We start from the raw sequence: 21,100 nt of genomic DNA on the forward strand, positions 1-21,100 counted from the left end.
AACGACCCACCGTGAGCGACTTCCCGACCTTCCCCGCGGGATTCACCTTCGGCGCCGCCACCGCCAGCTACCAGATCGAGGGCGCAGCCACCGAGGACGGCCGCGGACCCTCCATCTGGGACACCTACGCGCACACCCCCGGCCGCACCGCCGACGGCGCCACCGGCGACGTCGCCTGCGACCACTACCACCGCTACCCGGAGGACGTCGAACTGCTGCGCCGCCTCGGCGTGGACAGCTACCGCTTCTCCGTCGCCTGGCCCCGCGTCCAGCCCGACGGCCGCGGACCGGTCAACCCCAAGGGCCTGGACTTCTACGACCGGCTGGTCGACGCCCTGCTGGAGGCCGGGATCGCCCCCGCCGTCACGCTCTACCACTGGGACCTGCCGCAGGCCCTGGAGGACCACGGCGGCTGGCGTGTCCGCGACACCGCCGAACGCTTCGCCGACTACACCCGGATCGTCGTCGACCACCTCGGCGACCGGGTCGGCCGCTGGATCACCCTCAACGAGCCCTTCTGCTCCGCCTTCAACGGCTACGCCGTCGGCCGGCACGCCCCCGGCGCCCAGGAGGGCACCGGCGCCCTCGCCGCCGCCCACCACCTGCTGCTCGCCCACGGCCTCGCGGTCGGCGAACTGCGCGCCGCCGGCGCCCGCGAGGTCGGCATCACCCTCAACCTCGACCACATCCGGCCCGCCTCCGACAGCGAGGCCGACCTCGGCGCGCTGCGCCGCGCCGAGGTGCTGCACAACCTGGTGTGGACCGAACCCATCCTCGCCGGCCGCTACCCCGAACACGAGCGGGAGACCTGGGGCGCCATGCTCGACGGCTCCTTCCGGCGCGACGGCGACCTGGAGACCATCTCCGCCCCGCTCGACTTCCTCGGCATCAACTACTACCGACCCCTCCTCGTCGCCGACGCCCCCCACCAGCGCCAGGACCCGGCCGCCCGCACCGCCGTGGACATCCGGGTCCGCGAGGTCCCCTGGGAGGGCGTGCGGCACACCACCATGGGCTGGCCGGTCGTCCCCGACACCTTCACCGAACTCCTCCTGGACCTCACCGCGCGCTACCCCGACCTGCCGCCCATCCACATCACCGAGAACGGCTCCGCCGAGGACGACCGGGTCGGCGCCGACGGGCAGGTGCACGACACCGACCGCGTCGGCTACCTGCGGGACCACCTGCACGCCCTCGCCGCCGCCGTCGACGCCGGCGTCGACGTGCGCGGCTACTACGTCTGGTCGCTGCTGGACAACTTCGAGTGGGCCTTCGGCTACGACCGCCGCTTCGGCATCGTCCGCGTCGACTACGACACCCTGGAGCGCACCCCCAAGGACAGCTACGCCTGGTACGCCGACCTCATCGCCGCCCACCGCGAGCGGACGGCGGCCGAGCAGTGAAGTTCACCGACGGCTTCTGGCAGATGCGCCCGGGCCACACCGCCGCGCACGCCACCGAGATCCGCGACGTCGACGCCTCCGACGGCAGGCTCACCCTGTACGCCGCGGTCAAGCGCGTCCAGCGGCGCGGCGACACCCTCAACACCCCGCTGCTCACCGTCGAACTGTTCGCCCCGGCGCCCGGCGTGATCGGCGTGCGCGCCACCCACCTGGCCGGCGCCGCCCCGCGCACCCCCGACTTCCCGCTGGCCGGGGCCCCGGGCGGGCCGGCGCCCACCGCCGACGAGCACCGCCCGACCGCCGGCCTCCACGGCACCGTCGCCGAACTGGCCTCCGGCACCCTGACCGCGCGCGTCGACACCGCCGCACCCTGGCGGCTCGACTTCCGCTCCGGCGGACGCACCCTGACCAGCAACGGCGCCAAGGGCACCGGCTTCGTCACCACCGCCGACGGCGCCCACCACAGCGTCGCCCAGCTCTCCCTCGGCGTCGGGGAACTCGTCTACGGCCTCGGCGAACGCTTCACCCCGTTCGTGCGGAACGGGCAGTCCGTGGACATCTGGCAGGCCGACGGCGGCACCAGCAGCGAGCAGGCCTACAAGAACGTCCCCTTCTACCTCACCAACCGCGGCTACGGGGTGTTCGTCAACTCGCCCGGCCGCGTCTCCTTCGAGGTCGGCTCCGAATCGGTCGGACAGGTGCAGTTCAGCACCGAGTCGCAGACCCTGGAGTACTACGTCATCGACGGCCCCACCCCCAAGGAGGTGCTGGACCGCTACACCGCGCTCACCGGACGCCCCGCCCTCCCGCCGGCGTGGTCCTTCGGCCTGTGGCTGTCCACCTCCTTCACCACCGACTACGACGAGCGGACCGTCACCGAGTTCGTCCAGGGCATGGCCGACCGCGGCATCCCGCTCAGCGTCTTCCACTTCGACTGCTTCTGGATGCGCGAGTACCGCTGGTGCGACTTCGAGTGGGACCCGCGCGTCTTCCCCGACCCCGAGGGCATGCTGCGCCGCCTGCGGGAGCGCGGACTGCGGATCAGCGTGTGGATCAACCCCTACATCGCCCAGGCCTCCCCGCTGTTCGCCGAGGGCGCCCGCGAGGGCTACCTGCTGCGCCGGCCGGACGGCGGCGTGTGGCAGTGGGACATGTGGCAGGCCGGCATGGCGCTGGTCGACTTCACCAACCCGGCCGCCCGGCAGTGGTACGCGGGCAAGCTGCGCCGGCTGCTCGACCAGGGCGTGGACTGCTTCAAGACGGACTTCGGCGAGCGCGTCCCCACCGAGGACGTCGCCTGGTTCGACGGCTCCGACCCGGAGCGGATGCACAACTACTACACCCAGCTGTACAACGCCACCGTCTTCGAGGTGCTGCGCGAGGCCCGCGGCGAGGGCGAGGCGGTGCTCTTCGCCCGCTCCGCCACCGCCGGCGGACAGCGCTACCCGGTGCACTGGGGCGGCGACTGCGCCTCCACCTTCGGCGCCATGGCGGAGAGCCTGCGCGGCGGGCTCTCCCTCGGGGCCAGCGGTTTCGGCTACTGGAGCCACGACATCGGCGGCTTCGAGGGCACCCCGGACCCGGCCGTCTTCAAGCGCTGGCTCGCCTTCGGCCTGCTCTCCTCGCACAGCCGGCTGCACGGCAGCCGCTCCTACCGGGTGCCGTGGGCGTTCGACGAGGAGTCGGTGACGGTCGCCCGGGAGTTCACCCGGCTCAAGTGCCGGCTCATGCCCTACCTCTACGGCGCGGCCGTGCAGGCCCACCGGCACGGCACCCCGGTGATGCGCCCGATGCTGCTGGAGTTCCCGGACGACCCGGCCACCCACCACCTGGACCGGCAGTACATGCTCGGTGACGCCCTGCTGGTCGCCCCGGTGCTGAGCGAGGACGGCGAGGTGGAGTACTACGTGCCGGAGGGCACCTGGACCGACCTGCTCACCGGCCGCACCGTGTCCGGGCCCGGCTGGCGCCGGGAGACCCACGGCTTCGACACCCTGCCGCTGCTCGTCCGCCCCGGCACCGTGCTGCCGGTCGGGGCCCGCTCGGACCGGCCGGACCACGACTGGCGGCACGGCGTGGAGCTGCGGGTGTACGCGCTCGCGGACGGGGCCGAGGTGGTCACCCCGCTGCCGGACCCCGACGGCACCACGGGCACCGTCTTCACCACCCGCAGGCGCGGCGACGAGCTCACCGTCGAGGCCACCGGGGAGCGCGCCGCGGACGGGCCGTGGCGGGTGCTGCTGGTGGGGGAGCGCCCGGCCGGTCCGGCGCGCGGCGCGGGGGCGACCGTCGACGGCACCCCGCAGGGCGCCGTGGTCGCCGTCCCCGCCGGGACGACCCGCGTGGCGGTCACCCTCGCCCCGGCCGACTGAGCCGGCCCCCCGGCCGGGTGAGCCGGCCCCGGCCCACCCGCCGGAGGGGCGTCCGCCGCCTCGCGGCGGGTAGGGGCAGGGTGGAAGCCACGGCGGACCCCGCGACCGGAGGAGGCACAGGTGACCCTGAAGACCATGGTGATGGCGCCCGTGCCGATCCTCACCGTCACCATCGAGGCCGACGACGGGGAAGGGGCGGAGATCCACGTCCACGCCGGCGGCCAGGGGCTGTGGCAGGCCCGGGTGCTGGCCAGCCTGGACGTGCCGGTGGTGCTCTGCGGCTGCTTCGGCGGCGAGTCCGGCGGCGTCGTGCAGCAGCTGGTGCGCGACGAGGGGATCGCGGTCCGGCCGGTGGCCCGCACCGGCGCCAACGGCGCATACGTGCACGACCGGCGCAGCGGCGAGCGGGTCATCGTCGCCGAGACCCCCGGTGACCCGCTCACCCGGCACGAACTGGACGACCTGTACAACGCGGCGCTGGCCGAGGGGCTGCGGGCGGACATCTGCCTGCTCTCCGGCCCGGCCGACCCCGCGCTGGTGCACGCCGACGCCTACCGGCGGCTCGCCCACGACCTGCGGTCCAACGGCAAGCGGGTGATCGTGGACCTGACCGGGCCGTTGCTGGAGGCGAGCCTCGCCGGCGGCGTGGACCTGCTGAAGATCAGCCACGAGGAGGTCCTCGACGACGGGCGCGCCGCGGGTGACGAGCCGCGGGAGCTGGTGCCGGCCATGCGGCGGCTGCGCGAGCAGGGGGCGGACACCGTCGTGGTCTCCCGCGCCGACCGGTCCACCCTGGCGCTGGTGGGGGAGGAGGTGCGGGAGGTGGTGCTGCCGCACATGGAGGTGGCCGAGCCCAAGGGCGCGGGCGACTCGATGACCGCCGGGATGGCCGCCGGCCTGGCGCGCGGCCTGGACATCGAGGGAGCCGTCCGGCTCGGTGCCGCGGCCGGCGCGCTCAACGTCACCCGGCACGGTCTCGGCACGGTGCACCCGGACGCGGCGGAGCAGATGGCCCGCCGGGTGACGCTGCGCGACCTGCGGTTGTGAGCCCGGCCCGGCCAGCGCGCCGGGGGGTGAACGCCGCCGTCCGGTTCCCGGGGAGAATCGGAGGGCGCAGCACCGACGCGGGGAGACGAGAACATGACAGTCACGGACGCGGCGATCGACCGGATCCGCCAGATGATCATCGACGGGACACTGCGCCCGGGCGACCGGCTGCCGCGCGAGTCCGACCTCGCGGAACGACTCGGGCTGTCCCGCAGCTCGCTGCGCGAGGCCGTCCGCGCGCTCTCCCTGGTGCACGTGCTGGACGTGCGGCACGGCGACGGCACCTACGTCAGCAGCCTCGATCCGGGGCTGCTGGCCGACGCCATGGGCTTCGTCGTCGACCTGCACCGGGACGACACCGTCCTGCACTTCCTGGAGGTGCGCCGGATCCTGGAGCCGGCCGCCACCGCCATGGCCGCCACCACGATGTCCGACGCCGACGCCGCGGGGCTCGGCGAACTGCTGGACACCCTCGGCCCGGAGCCGACGGTGGACGCGCTGGTGGCGTGCGACCTGGAGTTCCACCGGCGGATCGCAGCGGGCTCGGGCAACCCCGTGCTCTGCTCGCTGATCGACGGCCTGTCCGGCCCGCTCCAGCGGGCCCGGATCTGGCGCGGGCTGACCCAGCAGGAGGCGACGGCCCGCACCCTCGCCGAGCACCGGGCGATCCAGGAGGCGATCGCCGGGCGCCGGCCGGAGGTGGCCCGGGCCTGGGCGACCGTGCACATCGCCGGCCTGGAGGACTGGCTGCGCCGGGCGCTGTGAGGGGTTGGGGGGCGGTTGGGGGTGGGGCGCGGTGGGCCGGCCGGCGAACGCGCCGGCCGGCCCACCGCGACCGGGCCCGTCGGGCCCCGGTCGCCTACCGGCCGAAGTTCTTCCGCAGGACCTCGTCCAGCCAGCCGGTCCAGTCCCGCTCCGCGAGCTCCGCGTAGGGGGCGGGGAAGGGGCCGTGGGCGCCGGTGATGAGGTCCAGGGAGTCCGCCCGCGCGATGAAGACCGTCTCCAGGCGGGTGAGGTTGTACCGCCCGGGAGGGGCGTAGATCTCGAACTCCTGCCAGTGGCCGGACTTCTGGTTGTGCCCGCCGTTCACGGTCCCGAGCTTCACCTCGGCCTCGGAGAGCCGGAAGCCCAGCTCGGCGTAGGCGTCCAGCAGCCGCTGCTGGAGCGGGAGCGGGTGCACGGCCAGCTCGTCGAGGTCGCCGCGGTCGACGGCGTTGTCGATGGCCAGGGTGGTGCGGACGGCGGCGCGGGCGCCGGGCACGCGCCGGCCGTTGGAGTGGGTGAGCGGCGTCTCCCAGGGCAGTTCCAGGGCGAACTCGTGGGTGCGGGTGCCGCCGGCCTCCAGCCGGAGCGGACCGTCCCAGCGCTGCGAGGTGACCGGGTACGGGTTCTGCCAGGCGTGCTCGTCGCTCTCGCGCTCCTCGGCGCGGACGACCAGCTCCAGCGTGAGGTGCTCGATGTCGACGTCCGCGCCACCGCCCTGGACGGTGACGTGCCCGGTGACGGTGTCACCCGGGCGGACGTCGCCCGTCGTCAGGACGGTCTCCACGGACGGGGCGTTGACGCCGAGCGCGGACAGGAACTTGCGGAAGGCCATGTGGTCGGATCCCCCTGGTGTCGGCCCGTGGTGGTGCGGTGGATCATCGCACGCCGAACCGGCGCGCGGACCGCCCGGGGCGGAATCAGCACCCGGTGACGGGCGTCATCCGCTCGCCCCGGACGCGGCCCGGGGTGGTTCGGCCGTGGTGGGGGCGCGCAGCGCCGGGGCGGCGGCGGCCACGAACAGCGCCAGCACGGCCGGGATGCCGAGGGCCAGGGGCAGGCCGGACAGCTCGGCGACCGCCCCGATGACGACGGGGCCGACGAAGAAGCCCAGGTAGCTCAGGCTGGCCACCCGGGCGATGGCCTGGCCGGCGCGGGCCGGGTCGCGGTTGCCGGCGGCGGAGAACACCTGCGGCGCGATGCAGGACAGGCCCGCGCCGAGGCAGCCGAAGCCGACCACCCCGGCGACCGGGTGGTGGACGAGCAGGGCCGCGCCCAGGCCCACGGCGGCCACCAGACCGCAGCACCGCACCAGGGTCACCCGGCCGAGCGCGGCGGCGAGCCGGTCGCCGGCCAGCCGACCGGCCGTCATGGCGACCGAGAAGGCGGCGTAGGCAGCGGCGGCGAAGCCGGCGCCGCTGCCCAGGCTGTCCCGCAGGTACACCGTGCTCCAGTCGGCCGCGGCGCCCTCGCCGACCAGGCAGCTGAAGCCGAGCACGCCGAGGAAGAACACCCCGCCGGACCGGCCCGCCCGGCGGCCGTCCCCCGGCCGGTCGGCCGGGGCGGCGTCGGCCGGGGCCCGCGCCGGGCGGGAGGGCAGCACCCAGCGGGCGGCCCACGGGGCGAGCAGGAAGACGCCAACGGCCACGGTGGTGAACGTGGCCGCCGTTCCGAGGCCGGCGCCGGCGAACACTCCGCCGACGGCCGCCCCGAGGAAGCCGCCGATGCTGTAGAAGGCGTGGAAGGAGGACATGATCGGCCTGCGCGCGGCCTGCTCCACCTCGACGGCGGCTGCGTTCATCGCCACGTTCAGCGCCCCGTGGGCGGCGCCGAAGACGAACAGGGCCACCGCGAGCGTCGGGAGCCCGGTCGCGTGGGCGGGGAGGACCAGCATCGCGCCGTCGGCGAACACCGCCGGCACGGCGATCCGGGGACCGCCCCACCGGTCGACCAGTCGCCCGACCGCCTGCATGCCGGTGATGGAGCCGGCGGCCAGGGCGAGCAGACCGATGCTCAGGCCGCCGTCGCCGAGCCCGAGCCCTTCCTTGACGGCGGGGATGCGGGCGGTCCAGGTGCCGATGACGGTGCCCGCGAGCAGGAACAGCAGCGACACCGCCACCCGTCGTCGCCGCAGCGCGACGCCCCCCGGCGCCAGGCCGGCCGATCCGCCCGATGCGCCGTCAGGTGTGCCGGCACGCGCCGGATCCGCGCTGTCCACCGGATCATCCGATCACCGCGGACGTGTGCACGGCAAGGGGATTACCGGGTCGTCGGCAGGTGGAGCGGTGTCCGGCTCAGCACGACCGGGTTGCCGAGCGCCGCCATGTGACCGTCCGGATGGCGCACCTCGACCCGGACGAACCCCGACTCCTCCGCGCTGGTGTGCCACTCCACGGTGCCCGATCCCGTCCCGGGCAGGGACGCCTGGTGCGCCCTGCCCCGCTCGGTGTGCAGGCTGACGGTGCCGGAAGGCACGCCGGACACCTCCACCCGGACCACGGCCGGATCGTCGCCGGTCACCAGCCGCTCGCCGATCCCGGCGGAACGACCCCCCGCGGCGACGGTGAAGGACAGCTCCACGGCGGCCGATCCGGCGATCCAGCTCCGGCCGGCCCGGAGGCCGGCGAGGACCGCGGCGGTGCTCAGCTCCTCGGCCAGCACCACCGTGTGCGGGACGGCGATCTGGCCCTCCAGATGGGTGTCGCTGTTCCCCATGGCCGGCCGCCACCGCCCCCGGTGGACGTCCGCGGCCAGGGCACGCCCCCACTCGGCCAGGGCCGCCTCGTTGTCGGCGTTCCACGGCAGGTCCGAGGTCCACCGCCCGTTCCACACCTCGACCACGTCGAACCCCCGGTACGGGTACATGAAGGTGCCCGAGGGGTACGGCGCGTGCGGATGGGCCGCCACACACAGCCCGCCGGCGCGGTGGACCCGCTCCAGCTGGCGCTCCACCACGCCGTCGCGCACGCCGTACCGCCAGTCGACCACCTGGCCGGGCGGGAGCCCGAGCGCCAGCCAGTGCCCCGTCCGGCTGGTGACCTCCTGGCCCAGGACCACCAGCAGGTCGTCGCCGGCGAGCCGGCCCCAGGCGCCGTGCGTCTCGGCGGTGTTGTGCTCGGTGGCCGCGAGGAAGTCCAGCCCCGCCGCGCGGGCGGCGGCGGCCAGCCGCCGCGGCGTCAGCTCGCCGCCGTGCGAGGCCGCCGAGTGCACGTGGCAGTCACCCCGGTACCAGGCCCGTCCCCGGCCGGCCACCCGCGTGGGCGGGAAGTCCCGCTCCGGCATCCGCTCCCCCTCCCCGGACCGCCGCCAGACTACGGCGCCTCGGGGCGGCGGGCCAGGGCGTCGCGCAGCCGGCGGGCCTCCCGGACGGCTCGGCTGCCGCCGGGCCGTGCCGCCAGGGCGTCGATCTCCGGGATCGCCCCGGACGCGGCGCAGCGGGTGGCGCAGTCGACGGCGGTCGCCAGCATTCCCGGCAGGCCGCGGGCCGGCGGCTCGGGCAGCCGCAGCAGCGCCGGCAGCAGCCCGCGCAGCACCTCCCACACGGCCGCGGTGGCGCCCGCGGTCGCGGCCTCGGCCAGCGCCTCCTCCAGGCGGTTCGGTTTGACGGCGCCGAGCGCGACCAGTTCCGCGAGGTCGGCGGCGAGCCGGCCGGGGTCCAGCGCGCCACGGGCGGTCAGGGTCAGCAGGGCGTCCACGGCGACGGTGCGGTCGTCCGGCCAGCGGGCGCCCAGGCCGTAGGCGACGGCGAGGTGGGTGGCCTCCCCGGCCGGGCCGGAGGCCTCGGCGAGCGTGGCCAGGCCGCGGCTCATGCCGTGCCAGTCCTCGTCGGCCTGGGCCGCCACCGACTCCAGCAGCAGGCCGGCCAGCGCCTCGCGGTGGTTCGGCAGCAGCGACATCACCTGCGGCAGGGCCCAGGTCCACGAGGAGTAGCGGCGGGTGCGGACGGAGGTGTCGGCCAGGGCCGCGCGGTAGCGGGCGCCGAGTTCCGGCGGCATCCCGGTGGCGCGCACGGCGACCGTCGCCCGGGGCGTGGAGCGCCTGGGCCGGTGGTACGGCCCGGCCGGCGTCGGCGGGGGCTGCACCGAGCGGACGGCGACCAGCGGGCCCAGGCCGCCGTGCTCGATCCAGTCGGCGACCCGGCGGGCGGCCTCGCCCGGGAGGCGGCGGGCGCGCCGGGCGGCCGGCGCCGCGCCGTCGTCGGCCAGGTCGAGGCGGAGCAGGGCCACGTCGAGGTCGTGCGGCCAGGGCGTGGCGCCCGCCCGGTGGAAGGCCTCCAGCCGGTCCGCCAGGTCGGTCGGCGAGATCCGCCCGTCGCTCCAGGTGGGGGCGGACAGCAACTGCGGGACGGGCCGCTGCCGGGCGTGCACCGCGATCTCCACCACGCGGTCGACGACGGCCCGGTGCAGGGCGTCGGTACCGCCGGGGACCTCCTCGTGGCGGCCGGTGTGGTCGAGCACGGTGGCATCCCGCACGGCGCCGGACAGCGCCATCACCAGCATCCGCGTGGCGCTGGTGGGGTCGCTCAGGTAGTAGGGCGCCAGGTGGACGGCGGCGGCGGGCACCCGCGCCTCCAACTGCTCGGCGAGCGCGGCGAAGGGGCGGGCCGTCTCGGCCAGGGCCTCGGCGAGCGCGTCGGCGTCGCGGTGGGCGTGGCGGACCAGGCCGTCGTAGACCCGTTCGACGAGCGGGTAGTCGTGCTCCGCGGGCATGTGGGCGAGGATCACGGCGATGTCCTGGACCAGTTCCACCAGGTCGCCGTGGGGTGCCGGGGCCGGCGGGACGGGGGCGGCGGCCGGCGGTTCCGGCGGGAGGGCCGCCGCGCCGTGGTCCGCCGCGGCCGGGTCCGCGGGCAGGGCGTCGCCCAGCACCTCGGCGGCGCGGGCGCGCACGGCGGGGGAGACCGCGTCGGCGGCGAGCGCGAGCCGTTCGGTCAGCTCGGGCAGCGCGGCGGGGTCGACGTGCCGCAGGTGGCGGCCGATCAGGTTGACCGCGCGCTCCTGGAGGTCGGTGTCCGGGTGGGAGAAGGCCGTCGCGGCGGCGAGCAGCAGCGGCGCGGTGCGGCCGTGCGGGCGTTCCCTGCGGGCGGCCCGGTCCAGGGCGGTCAGGCCGGCCCGCACCAGCTTCTTCTCCGGCCGGAACAGCATCAGCTCGGCGGCCTCGGCGAGCCGTTCGGAGCCGAGCCGGCCGTCCGCGTCCAGGGCCAGCAGCACCTGCTGTGCGTGGGTGGCGACGGGGGTGGGCGCGTCGGCCAGCAGCCGCAGGTAGTCGGCGGCGCGCTCGGCCTGCTCCTCGGCCGTGGGGGCGAGGGTGGTGAGCAGCAGCAGCCAGCCCCGCAGGCCCGCCGTGGTGTCGCCGCGCAGCAGCCGGGCCAGGCAGCCGTCGAGCAGCGCGGCCCGGTCCAGGCGGCCCTCCTCGGCGAGCAGCCGCAGGGCGCCCGGCCAGGTGCGTTCGGGCTCGTGGGCCACCTGCCGCGCGTCGGCGGCGAGTACCGCGCCGACGTCCGGGGCGTCGAAGAACCGGTCGACGCAGGCGTCGAGGAAGGGGTCGGCGCGCAGGTCGTCGAGGAGGGTGGGCGGCGGTGGCGGGGTGGTGGGCGGCCGGCCGGCCGCTCGCCGCCGCTGGGCCTGGCGGAGCAGGGCGTCCGGCCCGCCGTAGGGGTGCCCGAGGGTGCCGTCCGGGTGCAGGACGTGGAGCGGACGGCCGCGCCCGAGCCGGGTGGTGACCCAGCGGGTGACGAACGCGTCGCCGACCGGCACGCTGTCCCGCCCGGCGGCCCGGGCCAGGGCGCGGACCAGCCGGTAGTCGGACTCGCCCGGCCGGGTCGGCAGGGCCGCGACGCGGGTGGCCAGGTCGGCGTACCAGGCGGCGTCGCGCTCGCCGATGGCGCACAGCAGCACCTCCGGGTCGACGCGCCACGCCAGGGCGTCCCGGCGGCCGATCCAGCGGGCGGCGGCCGCGGCACCGCCGTGGCAGCCCAGCCCGGCCAGCAGCAGGGCGTCGGCCTGCGGCCGGTTGTCCCACCAGCGGGCGCGCAGGGCCCGCGCGAGCGGTTTGAGCTGCTCGGCGAAGGCGCGGCGGCCCTGCGCCGGCAGCCGCTCCAGGCAGTCGAGGGTGCGGTCGCAGCGCCCGCGGCGGACGGCGCGCAGCAGGTCCCGGCCGGGGTCCCCGACGGTGCGCGCGAGTTCGGCCTCCACGGCGTCGAAGGCGGCGTCCAGCTCGCGGTCGGCCGGGTCACGGCGGCGGAGGCGGTCCAGGATGGGGAAGGCGTTCATCACCGGACCCCCAGGGCGGGCCGCTGGTCCGTCAACTGTTCGGCTGAGGTCATGGCGGAACGCTAGGGGCCGCCGCCGACAACGGCGGCGGCCCTGGCGTTCCGCGTGCCCGGCGCGGCGGCGGGACTCCCCCGGGGAGCCGGGAGCGTCCCCGCGCGCACGCGCCGTGGCGCCGCGGGTCAGCCGGCGAGCTGCACGCCGCCCTCGACGCACAGCCGGTCGATCTCGGCCAGCTCCTCGGCGGTGAAGGAGGTGTTGTCCAGCGCCGCGAGGTTCTGCTCCAGCTGGGCGACGCTGCTCGCGCCGATGATCACGGAGACCACCCGCGGGTCGCGCAGCACCCAGGCCAGCGCCATCTGCGCGAGGGTCTGCCCGCGCTTGGCGGCCAGCGCGTTGAGCGAGCGGATCAGGGTCAGCCGCTCCTCGCTGAGCGCGTCGCGCTTGAGGAAGTGCCCGACGGCCATCCGGGAGCCGGCCGGCACCTCGCCGTGCAGGTAGCGGTCGGTGAGCAGGCCCTGGGCCAGCGGGGAGAAGGCGATCAGCGCGGTCCCGGTCTCGCCGACCGCGTCCAGCACGCCGCCCTCGACGCCCCGGTTCATGATCGAGTAGACGGACTGGTTCATCAGCACCGGCGTGCCCAGACCGCGCAGGATCTCCACGGCCTGGCGGTGCTGCTCCGGGGCGTAGTTGGAGATGCCCGCGTACAGCGCCTTGCCCTGCTGGACGGCGCTGGCCAGGGCACCCATGGTCTCCTCCAGGGGGGTGTCCGGGTCGTAGCGGTGCGAGTAGAAGACGTCCACGTACTCCAGGCCCATCCGCTTCAGCGACTGGTCCAGGCTGGACAGCAGGTACTTGCGCGAGCCGCCGTTGCCGTAGGGGCCCGGCCACATGTCGTAGCCGGCCTTGCTGGCGATGAACATCTCGTCGCGGTAGGGCCGGAAGTCGGCGCGGAAGGCGCTTCCGAAGTTGGTCTCGGCGGAGCCGTAGGGCGGTCCGTAGTTGTTGGCGAGGTCGAAGTGGGTCACGCCGAGGTCGAAGGCGCGGCGCAGCACCGCCCGCTGGGTCTCGAACGGTTGCGTGTCGCCGAAGTTGTGCCACAGGCCGAGGGAGACGGCGGGCAGCAGCACGCCGCTGTCGCCGGTGCGGCGGTAGCTCATCGAGTCGTAGCGGTTTTCCGCGGCCACGTAGGTCATGGCGGCCATCTTGCCAAGCCTCCGGACCGCGGTTGACCTCGGGCGTCGTCCCGCGCCCGGCCGGTTCAGGCCAGCGGCTCCGGGGACTGCTCCGGCGCCGCCTGCGGCGACTCGATGGACCTGCGCACCTCGTCCATGTCCAGGGCGCGGGCCTTCGCGATGACGTCCTCCAGGGCGCGTTCGGGCAGGGCGCCGGGCTGGGCGAAGACCACCACGCGGTCGCGCACGATCATCAGGGTGGGGATGGAGGTGATCTCGAAGGTGGCGGCGAGTTCGCGCTGCGCCTCGGTGTCCACCTTGCCGAACACCAGGTCGGGGTGGCGCTCGGCGGCCCGGTCGTAGATCGGGGCGAACATCCGGCACGGTCCGCACCAGCTCGCCCAGAAGTCGATCAGGACGAAGTCGTTGCCGGCGACGACCTCTTCGAAGTTGTCCGTGGTGAGCTCGACCGTACTCATGCGGGGCTCCCTCTCTGCGGGGCGGCGTGGGTGCCGTTCCCCGGGTGGAACGGGCGCCGGGGCCGTGGCATTCCCCGACCGGCGATTCCCCGGCACCATCGCCCGACAAATATGGACATTCCTCGCGTACCGCTGCCTAGACTGGCCCTATGGCTCGCCGCAACGACGAGGTGGAAGCGCTCCTCGCGGAGTACGCCGACCTGGTGCAGATCACCGGCGGTGACGCCTTCAAGGCGCGCGCCTACGAGAAGGCCGCGCGCGCCATCGGCGGCTACCACGCCGACGTCGCCGAGCTCGACGTCGACGGCCTCCGGCAGATCCCCAACGTCGGCAGGTCGATCGCCGAGAAGGTCGCCGAGTACCTGCGCACCGGCACGATCTTCATGGTGGAGGAGGCCCGGGCGCGCGTCCCCGCGGGAGTGCGGGAACTCACCGCCATCCCCACCCTCGGCCCGAAGAAGGCCATGACCCTCTACCGGGACCTGCACATCTCCTCCGTCGACCAGCTCGTCGACGCCATCAAGCAGGGGCGGCTGCGCGACCTGCGCGGCTTCGGCGAGAAGACCGAGGAACGGCTGCTGCACGGCGTCGAGCTGCTGCGCCAGGCCGGCGACCGGATCCTGCTCAGCACCGCCACGGACCTCGCCGAGGAGATCGTGGGCGAGCTCTCCGGCGTGCGCGGCTGCGTCCGCTGCGGCTACGCCGGCTCGCTGCGCCGGATGCGGGAGACCGTCGGCGACCTCGACGTCCTCGTCGCCGCCGAGCGCTCGGCGCCCTTCATGGAGGCGTTCACCCGGATGCCCGGCGTCGCCGAGGTCATCGCCGGCGGGGAGAAGAAGACCTCCGTGCGCACCACCAGGGGCGTGCAGGTGGACCTGCGGGTGCTGCCGCCGCACTCCTGGGGCGCCGGCCTGCAGTACTTCACCGGCTCCAAGGCGCACAACATCCGCCTGCGCGAGATGGCCGTCCGCCACCAGCTCAAGCTCTCCGAGTACGGCCTGTTCGACGCCGAGAGCGGCGACGTGGTGGTCTCCGAGACCGAGGAGGAGGTCTACGCCCGGCTCGGCCTGCCCTGGATCCCGCCGACGCTGCGCGAGGACCGCGGCGAGGTGGCCGCGGGGCTCCGCGGCGAACTGCCGGAACTCGTCCGCACCACGGACATCCGCGGGGACCTGCACACCCACACCGACCTCAGCGACGGGCTCGCCCCGCTGGAGGAGATGGTCGCCGCCGCGGCGGAACGCGGCTACGCCTACTACGCGGTCACCGACCACGCCCCCAACCTCTACATGCAGCGGATGACCGACGAGAAGATCCTCGCCCAGCGCGAGCGGGTGCGGGAACTCGACCGCAGGCACCGCGGCATGCGGCTGCTGCACGGCACCGAACTCAACATCGACGCCGAGGGCGGGGTGGACTGGCCCGGGGAGTTCCTGGAGGGCTTCGACCTGTGCGTGGCCTCGGTGCACTCCTACTTCGACCTCGACCGGGCGGCGCAGACCCGCCGGCTGGTGCGCGCCTGCGAGAACCCGCACGTGCACGTCATCGGCCACCCCACCGGCCGCAGGATCGGCCGGCGCCCCGGCATCGACGCGGACCTGGACGCCGTCTTCGAGGCCTGCGCGCGCACCGGCACCGCCCTGGAGATCAACGCCCACCCGGACCGGCTGGACCTCCCCGACGAGGAGATCATGCGGGCCAGGCGGCACGGGGTGAAGTTCGCCGTCGACAGCGACGCGCACGCCGCCCTCCACCTGCCGTACCTGCGCTACGGGGTGGGCACGGCGCAGCGCGGCTGGCTCACCAAGGACGACGTGATCAACACCTGGTCGCTGCGCCGGCTGCGCGGCTTCCTGCGCAAGGAGGGGGCGAGGGCGGCATGAGCACCGACGACTGGCCGGACGGTCCCGGCGCGGACGCGGGCGGGTCGGCGGACGGCGAGCGCGGGCACCGCAGCCTGCCGCACACCGCCGACGTGCGGATCGAGGCCTGGGCGCCCACCCGGGAGGAGTGCGTCGCCCAGGCCGTGCTGGGCCTGGTGGAGTCGTTCGCGGACCTGGCGACGGCGAAGCCGGCCCGGAGCGTGACCGTCTCCGTGGAGGAGGGCACCGCCCAGGACGTGCTGCTGGCCGTGCTGGACGAGGTGGTCTACCGGCTCGACGCCTTCGACGAGGTGCCGGTGGACGCCGAGGTGGAGGCCGTGGACGGCGGCCTGGAACTGCGGCTGGCGGTGACCGGGACGGACGCCGTGGAGATCGTCGGCGCCGCCCCGAAGGGCGTCGCGCTGCACGGTCTGCGGATCGGCGCCGAGGGCCCGCGCTGGTCCTGCGCGGTCACCGTGGACGTCTGAGCGGCCACCGCGCCGGGCCGACCGACGCACCCCCTGACCGCGGCCGCACCCCCGGGCCGCCGGCTCACCCCTTGACCGGCGCCGGCTCACCCCTTGACCACGCCCAGCGGGGTCAGCCGGGCCACCCGCCGGCACAGGCCGGCGCCCTCGGCGGCCTCCACCACGGCGGAGACGTCCTTGTAGGCGTCCGGCGTCTCCTCCGCCAGCCCCCGCCAGGAGGCGCCGCGCACCGCGATCCCGCGCGACTCCAGCCGCGCGCGCAGCTCCTTCCCGCCCACCGTCCTGATCGCCTGGTGGCGGCTCAGCCGGCGGCCGGCGCCGTGGCAGGTGGAGTGGAAGGCGCGCCCGCCGGGGACGCCGGTGAGCACCCAGGAGGAGGTGCCCATCGTGCCCGGGATCAGCACCGGCTGGCCGCTCGCCCGCAGGTCCTCCGGCAGCCCGGGGTGGCCCGGCGGCAGCGCCAGGGTGGCGCCCTTGCGGTGCACGCACAGCCGGCGGTCCGCCCCGTCCACCCGGTGGGTCTCCAGCTTGGCGAGGTTGTGCGAGACGTCGTAGACCAGGTCGAGGGTGGCTCCGGCGGCGTCGGCGAAGATCCGGCGGGCCGCCTCGGCGAGCAGCTGCCGGTTGGCGCGGCCGTAGTTGGCCGCCGCGGCCATCGCCCCGAGGTAGGCGCGGCCCTCCGGGGAGGCGACCGGGGCGCAGGCCAGCTGCCGGTCGGGCACCTCGATGCCGTACCTCGGCATGGCCGCCTCCATGGCCCGGACGTGGTCGGTGCAGATCTGGTGGCCCAGGCCGCGGGACCCGCAGTGGATCATCACGCAGACCTGCCCGGGCCGCAGCCCGAACGCCGCCGCGGCGGCCTCGTCGGGCACCTCGTCTACCCGCTGCACCTCCAGGAAGTGGTTGCCGCCGCCCAGGCTGCCCACCTGGCCCAGCCCGCGCTCCATGGCCCGTGCGCTGACCTGCTCGGGATCGGCGTCGGCCACCGCGCCGGCGTCCTCGCAGCGCATCAGGTCGCGCTCGCCGCCGTGGCCCTGCTCGACGGCGTACCGCGAGCCGCCGGCCAGCACGGCCTCCAGCTGACGCCGCCCGGACACCTGCCAGACCGCGCCGCGCCCGGCGCCGCGCGGGATCACCCGGCCCAGGCCGTCCATCAGCGGGCGCATCACCCGGCGCAGCGCGGCGGCGTCGAGGTCGGCGGCGAGCAGCCGCACCCCGCAGGAGATGTCGAAGCCGACCCCGCCGGGGGAGACCACGCCGCCGTCGTCGACGTCGGTGGCCGCCACGCCGCCGATCGGGAAGCCGTAGCCCCAGTGCACGTCCGGCATGGCGTAGGAGGCGACGACGATGCCGGGCAGCGTCGCCACGTCGGCGACCTGCCGCAGCGCCTCGTCACCCCCCTCGGGCAGCAGCTCGCGGGAGGCGAAGACGACACCGGGGACCCGCATCGCGCCCAGGCGTTCCAGCCGGAACTCGTAGGGTCCGGCCTGGACCAGGTCCAGCGGCGGGGCGCCGTGGTGGTGCATGACCTCATCCCAACGTCCTCGGGGGCGCCGTCATGGCAACCGTCGACGCACGCTGCTGCCCCGTGCGGCCCGGCCTACACCCGGACGGCCGGCCCGGCCCACCCGGGCGGCGGGCCGGGCCGCCCCCGGGGGAGGGCCGGAGGTCACACCGCCAGTGCGGCCCGGACGGCCTGCTCCGCGCCGGCGCCGCCGGCGCCCGTGGAGGTCACCCGGCCCGACTCCAGCACGTAGTACCGCTCGGCGGCCCGCAGCGCGAACCCCACGTGCTGCTCGACCAGCAGCACCGACAGGCCGCCGCGGGCGGTCAGCGCCAGGACGGTCTGCTGGATCTCGGCGACGACCGACGGCTGGATGCCCTCGGTGGGCTCGTCCAGCAGCAGCAGCCGCGGCCGGGTGATCAGCGCGCGGGCGATCGCCAGCTGCTGGCGCTGGCCGCCGGAGAGCAGGCCCGCCCGCCGCCCCATTAGGCCGCGCAGCGCGGGGAAGAGGTCGAGGGCCTCGGCCATCGCCTCCCGGCCGCCCCGGCGGCCGTCCGCCACCAGCTGGAGGTTCTCCGCCGTGGTCAGGTGCGGGAAGCTCTGCTGGCCCTGCGGCACGTAGGCCATGCCGCGGGCCACCCGCTCGTGCGGCGCCAGTCGGGTGACGTCCTCCCCGTCCAGCCGCACGCTGCCCTGGCGGGGCCTCAGCAGGCCGATGACCGCGCGCAGCAGGGTGGACTTGCCGGCGCCGTTGTGGCCCATCACCGCGGCCACCCCGTCGGCGGGGACGTCGAGGCTCACCCCGTGCAGCACCACGCTGCGCCCGTAGCCGACCTGGATCCCGTCGATCTGCAGCATCACGCCTCCTTGGCGGCGGCGCCGGCGGCGCCCGCGGCCGCCCCGTCGCCGGCCCGGTCGTCGGTGGTCGCCTCGCCGAGGTAGACGGCCTGCACCCGCGGGTCGGCCTGCACCTGGGCCACGGTGCCCTCGCTGAGCACCTTGCCGCCGTGCAGCACGGTGACGGAGCGGGCGTAGGCGCGCATGAAGTCCATGTCGTGCTCGATGACCACGATGGTGCGGCCCCGGCCGACCACGCCGAGCAGTTCGCCGGTGGCGTCGCGCTCCTCGTGGCTCATCCCGGCGACCGGCTCGTCGAGCAGCAGCAGCCGCACGTCCTGCACCAGCAGCATGCCGATCTCCAGCCACTGCTTCTGGCCGTGCGCGAGGGTGCCCGCCGGCTGGTCGCGGCGGTCGGCCAGCCCGATGGTCTCCAGCGCCTCGGCCACGTTCTCCGGCACCGAGGAGCGGCGGCGCAGCATGGTGAGCGGGCCGCGGCCGGCTCCGGCGGCGATGTCGAGGTTCTGCAGCACGCTGAGCTCCTCGAACACGGTGGCCGTCTGGAAGGTGCGGCCGATGCCCATCCGGGCGATCCGGTGCACCGGCCGGCCGAGCAGCTCCCGGCCGGCGAAGCTGGCCGATCCGCTCGCCCGGACCAGGCCGGTGACCGCGTCGACCAGGGTGGTCTTGCCGGCGCCGTTCGGCCCGATCAGGAAGCGGATGTCGCCGGAGGGCACGGTGAGGTCCACGCCGTCCACGGCGGCGAAGCCGTCGAAGACCACCCGCAGGTCGCGGACGCGCAGGCCGTCGGTGGTGGTGTCGGTCATCCGGTCCCTCCGGAGCTGGTGCGGGTGGAGCGGCGGCGCACGACGCCGGCCAGCGAGGCCAGGCCGCCCGGCAGGAAGGCCACCACGAGGACGAACAGCAGGCCCTGGAAGTAGGTCCAGGCGGCGGGGAACTCCTCGGACAGCGAGGTCTGCGCCCAGGAGACGGCGATGGCGCCGAGCACCGGGCCGAGCAGCGTGGCCCGGCCGCCGACGGCGACGCCGATCACGAAGCCGATCGAGGGGACGATGCCGATCAGCGCCGGGGAGATGATGCCGACGGCCGGGACGAACAGCGCGCCGGCCAGGCCGGCCATGCCGGCGGCGACCACGTAGGCGACCAGCTTGACGTTGGCCGGGTCGTAGCCGAGGAAGCGCACCCGCTCCTCGGCGTCGCGCACGGCGACCAGCAGTTCGCCGTAGCGGCTGTACATCAGCTGGCGGACCAGCGCCAGCAGGGCCAGCAGGCAGCCGGCGATGATGAAGTACACCATCCGCTGGTTGATCGGGTCGTCCAGGTCGTAGCCGAAGAAGCCCTGGATGTCGGTGAGGCCGTTGGTGCCCCCGGTGGTGGCCTGCTGGCCGATCAACAGGATGGCCAGGGCGGCGGCCAGCGCCTGGGAGAGGATGGCGAAGTAGGCTCCGCGGACCCGGCGGCGGAACACCAGGGTGCCGAGCACGGCGGCCACGGCCATCGGTAGCAGTACGGTCGCGGCGAGCGCGAAGACCGGGTTGGCGAAGGGCCGCCACCACAGCGGCAGCTCGTCCATCTGGCCGTACAGCACCATGAAGTCCGGCAGGTTGCCGGGGCCGGCGTCGGCGAGCTTGAGGTGCATGGCCATCGCGTAGCCGCCCAGGCCGAAGAAGACGCCCTGCCCGAGGGTGAGCAGGCCGCCGCGGCCCCAGGCCAGGCCGATGCCCACGGCCACCATGGCGTAGCACAGGTAGCGGGCCAGCAGGCTGAGCCGGAAGTCGGTCAGCGCCAGCGGCGCCACGGCGAACAGCAGCAGCGCGCCGAGGGCGAAGCCGGCGGCGGTGCGCGAGCGGGAGGGGGTGGCCAGCCAGCCGCGCCACGACGGGCGGTCCGGCCGGGTGCCGGCGGCGGGCGGGGTGGGGGAGGTCGGGGCGGACGGGTCGGTGGTCAGCGTCATGCCAGGCTCCTGGTGCGCAGCGTGAACAGGCCCTGCGGCCGCCACTGGAGGAACGCCACGATGGCGACGAAGACCAGCACCCGGGCGACGCTGACCGTGGTGGTGTACTCCAGGGTCGACTGGAGCACGCCGAGCACGAACGCCACGATGACGCTGCCCTTGAGCTGGCCGATGCCGCCGGCCACGACGACCAGGAAGGCGTCGATGATGACGTTGGTGCCCATGGTCGGGCCGATCGGCCCGAGCAGGGTCAGCGCGACCCCGGCGACGCCGGCGAGGCCCGATCCGATGAAGAAGGTCGTCCGGTCCACCCGGGCGGTGGGGATGCCGGAGACGGCGGCCAGGTCGCGGTTCTGCACCACGGCGCGGACCCGCCGGCCGAGCGGGGTGGCGCGCAGCAGGACGGTCAGGGCGGCGACCGCGAGCACGGCCAGTGCCAGGATGAACAGGCGGTTGTTGGCCAGCACCAGGTCGACGCCGCCGTCCGAGTCGATCACGGTCACGTTGCCGGTGAGCAGCTCGGGGGCGCGGGTCTGCACGTTGGGGGCGCCGAAGAGGTCCCGGGCGAGCTGCTGCAGCATCAGCGACACGCCCCAGGTGACCAGCAGGGTGTCCAGTGGTCGGGCGTACAGCCGGCGGATCAGCAGGGCCTCCAGCGCGACGCCCATCGCCCCGGAGACGAAGAACGCCACCGGCAGGGCGACCAGCAGGGACAGGCCCGCGTCGGTGATGACGCCCTGGAGGACGTAGGTGGTGTAGGCCCCGGCCATGATGAACTCGCCGTGGGCCATGTTGATCACGTTCATCTGGCCGAAGGTCAGGGCCAGGCCGAGGGCGATGAGCAGGAGCACGGCGCCGATGGAGACGCCGGTGAAGAGCTGACTGAGGATCACCGTCACTGGGTGGTACCTCCGCGATCGGTGCGGT

Annotated in this window: 17 protein-coding genes; 6 read left to right on the top strand and 11 right to left on the bottom strand. The window is 75.2% G+C overall.

Annotated features, from left to right (window positions below; translation table 11 throughout):
* Nucleotides 1–11: 11 nt before the first annotated feature.
* The 4 genes from FHU37_RS02960 to FHU37_RS02975 all read left to right on the top strand — a co-directional run bounded on the left by FHU37_RS02960 (nucleotide 12) and on the right by FHU37_RS02975 (nucleotide 5,587).
* Nucleotides 12–1,403 carry a GH1 family beta-glucosidase gene (locus tag FHU37_RS02960; protein WP_179812661.1) on the top strand — a complete coding sequence of 464 codons (1,392 nt, stop codon included), beginning with the start codon at nucleotides 12–14 and terminating at the stop codon, nucleotides 1,401–1,403.
* A complete protein-coding gene (gene yicI, locus FHU37_RS02965) occupies nucleotides 1,400–3,775 on the top strand; it encodes an alpha-xylosidase (RefSeq protein ID WP_179812662.1) in 2,376 nt (791 codons plus the stop codon). The genes FHU37_RS02960 and yicI overlap by 4 nt, the downstream gene beginning before the upstream one ends.
* A gap of 120 nt (nucleotides 3,776–3,895) precedes the next feature.
* The gene (locus FHU37_RS02970; protein WP_218903920.1) at nucleotides 3,896–4,822 is read left to right on the top strand and encodes a 1-phosphofructokinase family hexose kinase; all 927 of its coding nucleotides are present in this window, start codon (nucleotides 3,896–3,898) and stop codon (nucleotides 4,820–4,822) included.
* 93 nt (nucleotides 4,823–4,915) lie between these two features.
* Nucleotides 4,916–5,587 carry a FadR/GntR family transcriptional regulator gene (locus tag FHU37_RS02975; RefSeq protein WP_179812663.1) on the top strand — a complete coding sequence of 224 codons (672 nt, stop codon included), beginning with the start codon at nucleotides 4,916–4,918 and terminating at the stop codon, nucleotides 5,585–5,587.
* A 94-nt stretch (nucleotides 5,588–5,681) separates the two neighbouring features.
* Here FHU37_RS02975 and FHU37_RS02980 read toward each other — a convergent pair whose 3' ends face one another.
* The 6 genes from FHU37_RS02980 to trxA all read right to left on the bottom strand — a co-directional run bounded on the left by FHU37_RS02980 (nucleotide 5,682) and on the right by trxA (nucleotide 13,507).
* A complete protein-coding gene (locus tag FHU37_RS02980; RefSeq protein ID WP_179812664.1) occupies nucleotides 5,682–6,419 on the bottom strand; it encodes a sporulation protein in 738 nt (245 codons plus the stop codon).
* Between the two features lie 105 nt (nucleotides 6,420–6,524).
* Entirely contained in the window at nucleotides 6,525–7,802 is a 1,278-nt protein-coding gene (locus tag FHU37_RS02985) for an MFS transporter (protein WP_218903921.1), read from the bottom strand.
* A gap of 41 nt (nucleotides 7,803–7,843) precedes the next feature.
* Nucleotides 7,844–8,866 (bottom strand): CehA/McbA family metallohydrolase, encoded by a 1,023-nt coding sequence (locus tag FHU37_RS02990; protein ID WP_179812665.1) that lies wholly within the window; start codon nucleotides 8,864–8,866, stop codon nucleotides 7,844–7,846.
* Nucleotides 8,867–8,895: 29 nt separating this feature from the next.
* Nucleotides 8,896–11,856: a DUF6493 family protein gene (locus tag FHU37_RS02995; protein WP_179812666.1), complete on the bottom strand. Its 2,961-nt coding sequence runs from the start codon at nucleotides 11,854–11,856 to the stop codon at nucleotides 8,896–8,898.
* A gap of 179 nt (nucleotides 11,857–12,035) precedes the next feature.
* Entirely contained in the window at nucleotides 12,036–13,049 is a 1,014-nt protein-coding gene (mgrA, locus tag FHU37_RS03000; RefSeq protein WP_179815984.1) for an L-glyceraldehyde 3-phosphate reductase, read from the bottom strand.
* 65 nt (nucleotides 13,050–13,114) lie between these two features.
* Entirely contained in the window at nucleotides 13,115–13,507 is a 393-nt protein-coding gene (gene trxA / locus FHU37_RS03005) for a thioredoxin (RefSeq protein WP_179812667.1), read from the bottom strand.
* Nucleotides 13,508–13,656: 149 nt separating this feature from the next.
* Between trxA and polX the strand changes: the two genes are divergently transcribed.
* Nucleotides 13,657–15,390 carry a DNA polymerase/3'-5' exonuclease PolX gene (gene polX / locus FHU37_RS03010; protein WP_179812668.1) on the top strand — a complete coding sequence of 578 codons (1,734 nt, stop codon included), beginning with the start codon at nucleotides 13,657–13,659 and terminating at the stop codon, nucleotides 15,388–15,390.
* Nucleotides 15,387–15,857 (top strand): archease, encoded by a 471-nt coding sequence (locus tag FHU37_RS03015; protein ID WP_179812669.1) that lies wholly within the window; start codon nucleotides 15,387–15,389, stop codon nucleotides 15,855–15,857. The genes polX and FHU37_RS03015 overlap by 4 nt, the downstream gene beginning before the upstream one ends.
* Nucleotides 15,858–15,943: 86 nt before the next feature.
* Here the strand turns inward: FHU37_RS03015 and FHU37_RS03020 are convergent, their stop codons facing one another.
* The 5 genes from FHU37_RS03020 to urtB all read right to left on the bottom strand — a co-directional run bounded on the left by FHU37_RS03020 (nucleotide 15,944) and on the right by urtB (nucleotide 21,072).
* Entirely contained in the window at nucleotides 15,944–17,383 is a 1,440-nt protein-coding gene (locus FHU37_RS03020) for an RtcB family protein (protein ID WP_179812670.1), read from the bottom strand.
* Nucleotides 17,384–17,526: 143 nt separating this feature from the next.
* Nucleotides 17,527–18,219, bottom strand: coding sequence for an urea ABC transporter ATP-binding subunit UrtE (gene urtE / locus FHU37_RS03025; protein WP_179812671.1), 693 nt, complete (start codon nucleotides 18,217–18,219; stop codon nucleotides 17,527–17,529).
* The gene (urtD, locus tag FHU37_RS03030) at nucleotides 18,219–19,025 is read right to left on the bottom strand and encodes an urea ABC transporter ATP-binding protein UrtD (RefSeq protein WP_179812672.1); all 807 of its coding nucleotides are present in this window, start codon (nucleotides 19,023–19,025) and stop codon (nucleotides 18,219–18,221) included. The genes urtE and urtD overlap by 1 nt, the downstream gene beginning before the upstream one ends.
* The gene (urtC, locus tag FHU37_RS03035) at nucleotides 19,022–20,173 is read right to left on the bottom strand and encodes an urea ABC transporter permease subunit UrtC (protein WP_179812673.1); all 1,152 of its coding nucleotides are present in this window, start codon (nucleotides 20,171–20,173) and stop codon (nucleotides 19,022–19,024) included. The genes urtD and urtC overlap by 4 nt, the downstream gene beginning before the upstream one ends.
* Entirely contained in the window at nucleotides 20,170–21,072 is a 903-nt protein-coding gene (urtB, locus tag FHU37_RS03040; RefSeq protein WP_179812674.1) for an urea ABC transporter permease subunit UrtB, read from the bottom strand. Before urtB ends, urtC begins: the two co-directional genes overlap by 4 nt.
* Nucleotides 21,073–21,100 lie beyond the last annotated feature (28 nt).

This window comes from Allostreptomyces psammosilenae (assembly GCF_013407765.1).
Classification (GTDB): Bacteria; Actinomycetota; Actinomycetes; order Streptomycetales; family Streptomycetaceae; genus Allostreptomyces; species Allostreptomyces psammosilenae.

Excerpts from the sequence above, each read along its gene's own strand:
- urtC (WP_179812673.1), bottom strand. The coding sequence starts at position 20,173 with ATGACGCTGACCACCGACCCGTCCGCCCCGACCTCCCCCACCCCGCCC.
- FHU37_RS02980 (WP_179812664.1), bottom strand. The coding sequence starts at position 6,419 with ATGGCCTTCCGCAAGTTCCTGTCCGCGCTCGGCGTCAACGCCCCGTCC.
- FHU37_RS02995 (WP_179812666.1), bottom strand. The coding sequence starts at position 11,856 with ATGAACGCCTTCCCCATCCTGGACCGCCTCCGCCGCCGTGACCCGGCC.
- trxA (WP_179812667.1), bottom strand. The coding sequence starts at position 13,507 with ATGAGTACGGTCGAGCTCACCACGGACAACTTCGAAGAGGTCGTCGCC.
- urtD (WP_179812672.1), bottom strand. The coding sequence starts at position 19,025 with ATGACCGACACCACCACCGACGGCCTGCGCGTCCGCGACCTGCGGGTG.
- FHU37_RS03020 (WP_179812670.1), bottom strand. The coding sequence starts at position 17,383 with ATGCACCACCACGGCGCCCCGCCGCTGGACCTGGTCCAGGCCGGACCC.
- mgrA (WP_179815984.1), bottom strand. The coding sequence starts at position 13,049 with ATGACCTACGTGGCCGCGGAAAACCGCTACGACTCGATGAGCTACCGC.
- FHU37_RS02975 (WP_179812663.1), top strand. The coding sequence starts at position 4,916 with ATGACAGTCACGGACGCGGCGATCGACCGGATCCGCCAGATGATCATC.
- FHU37_RS02990 (WP_179812665.1), bottom strand. The coding sequence starts at position 8,866 with ATGCCGGAGCGGGACTTCCCGCCCACGCGGGTGGCCGGCCGGGGACGG.
- polX (WP_179812668.1), top strand. The coding sequence starts at position 13,657 with ATGGCTCGCCGCAACGACGAGGTGGAAGCGCTCCTCGCGGAGTACGCC.
- FHU37_RS03015 (WP_179812669.1), top strand. The coding sequence starts at position 15,387 with ATGAGCACCGACGACTGGCCGGACGGTCCCGGCGCGGACGCGGGCGGG.
- urtE (WP_179812671.1), bottom strand. The coding sequence starts at position 18,219 with ATGCTGCAGATCGACGGGATCCAGGTCGGCTACGGGCGCAGCGTGGTG.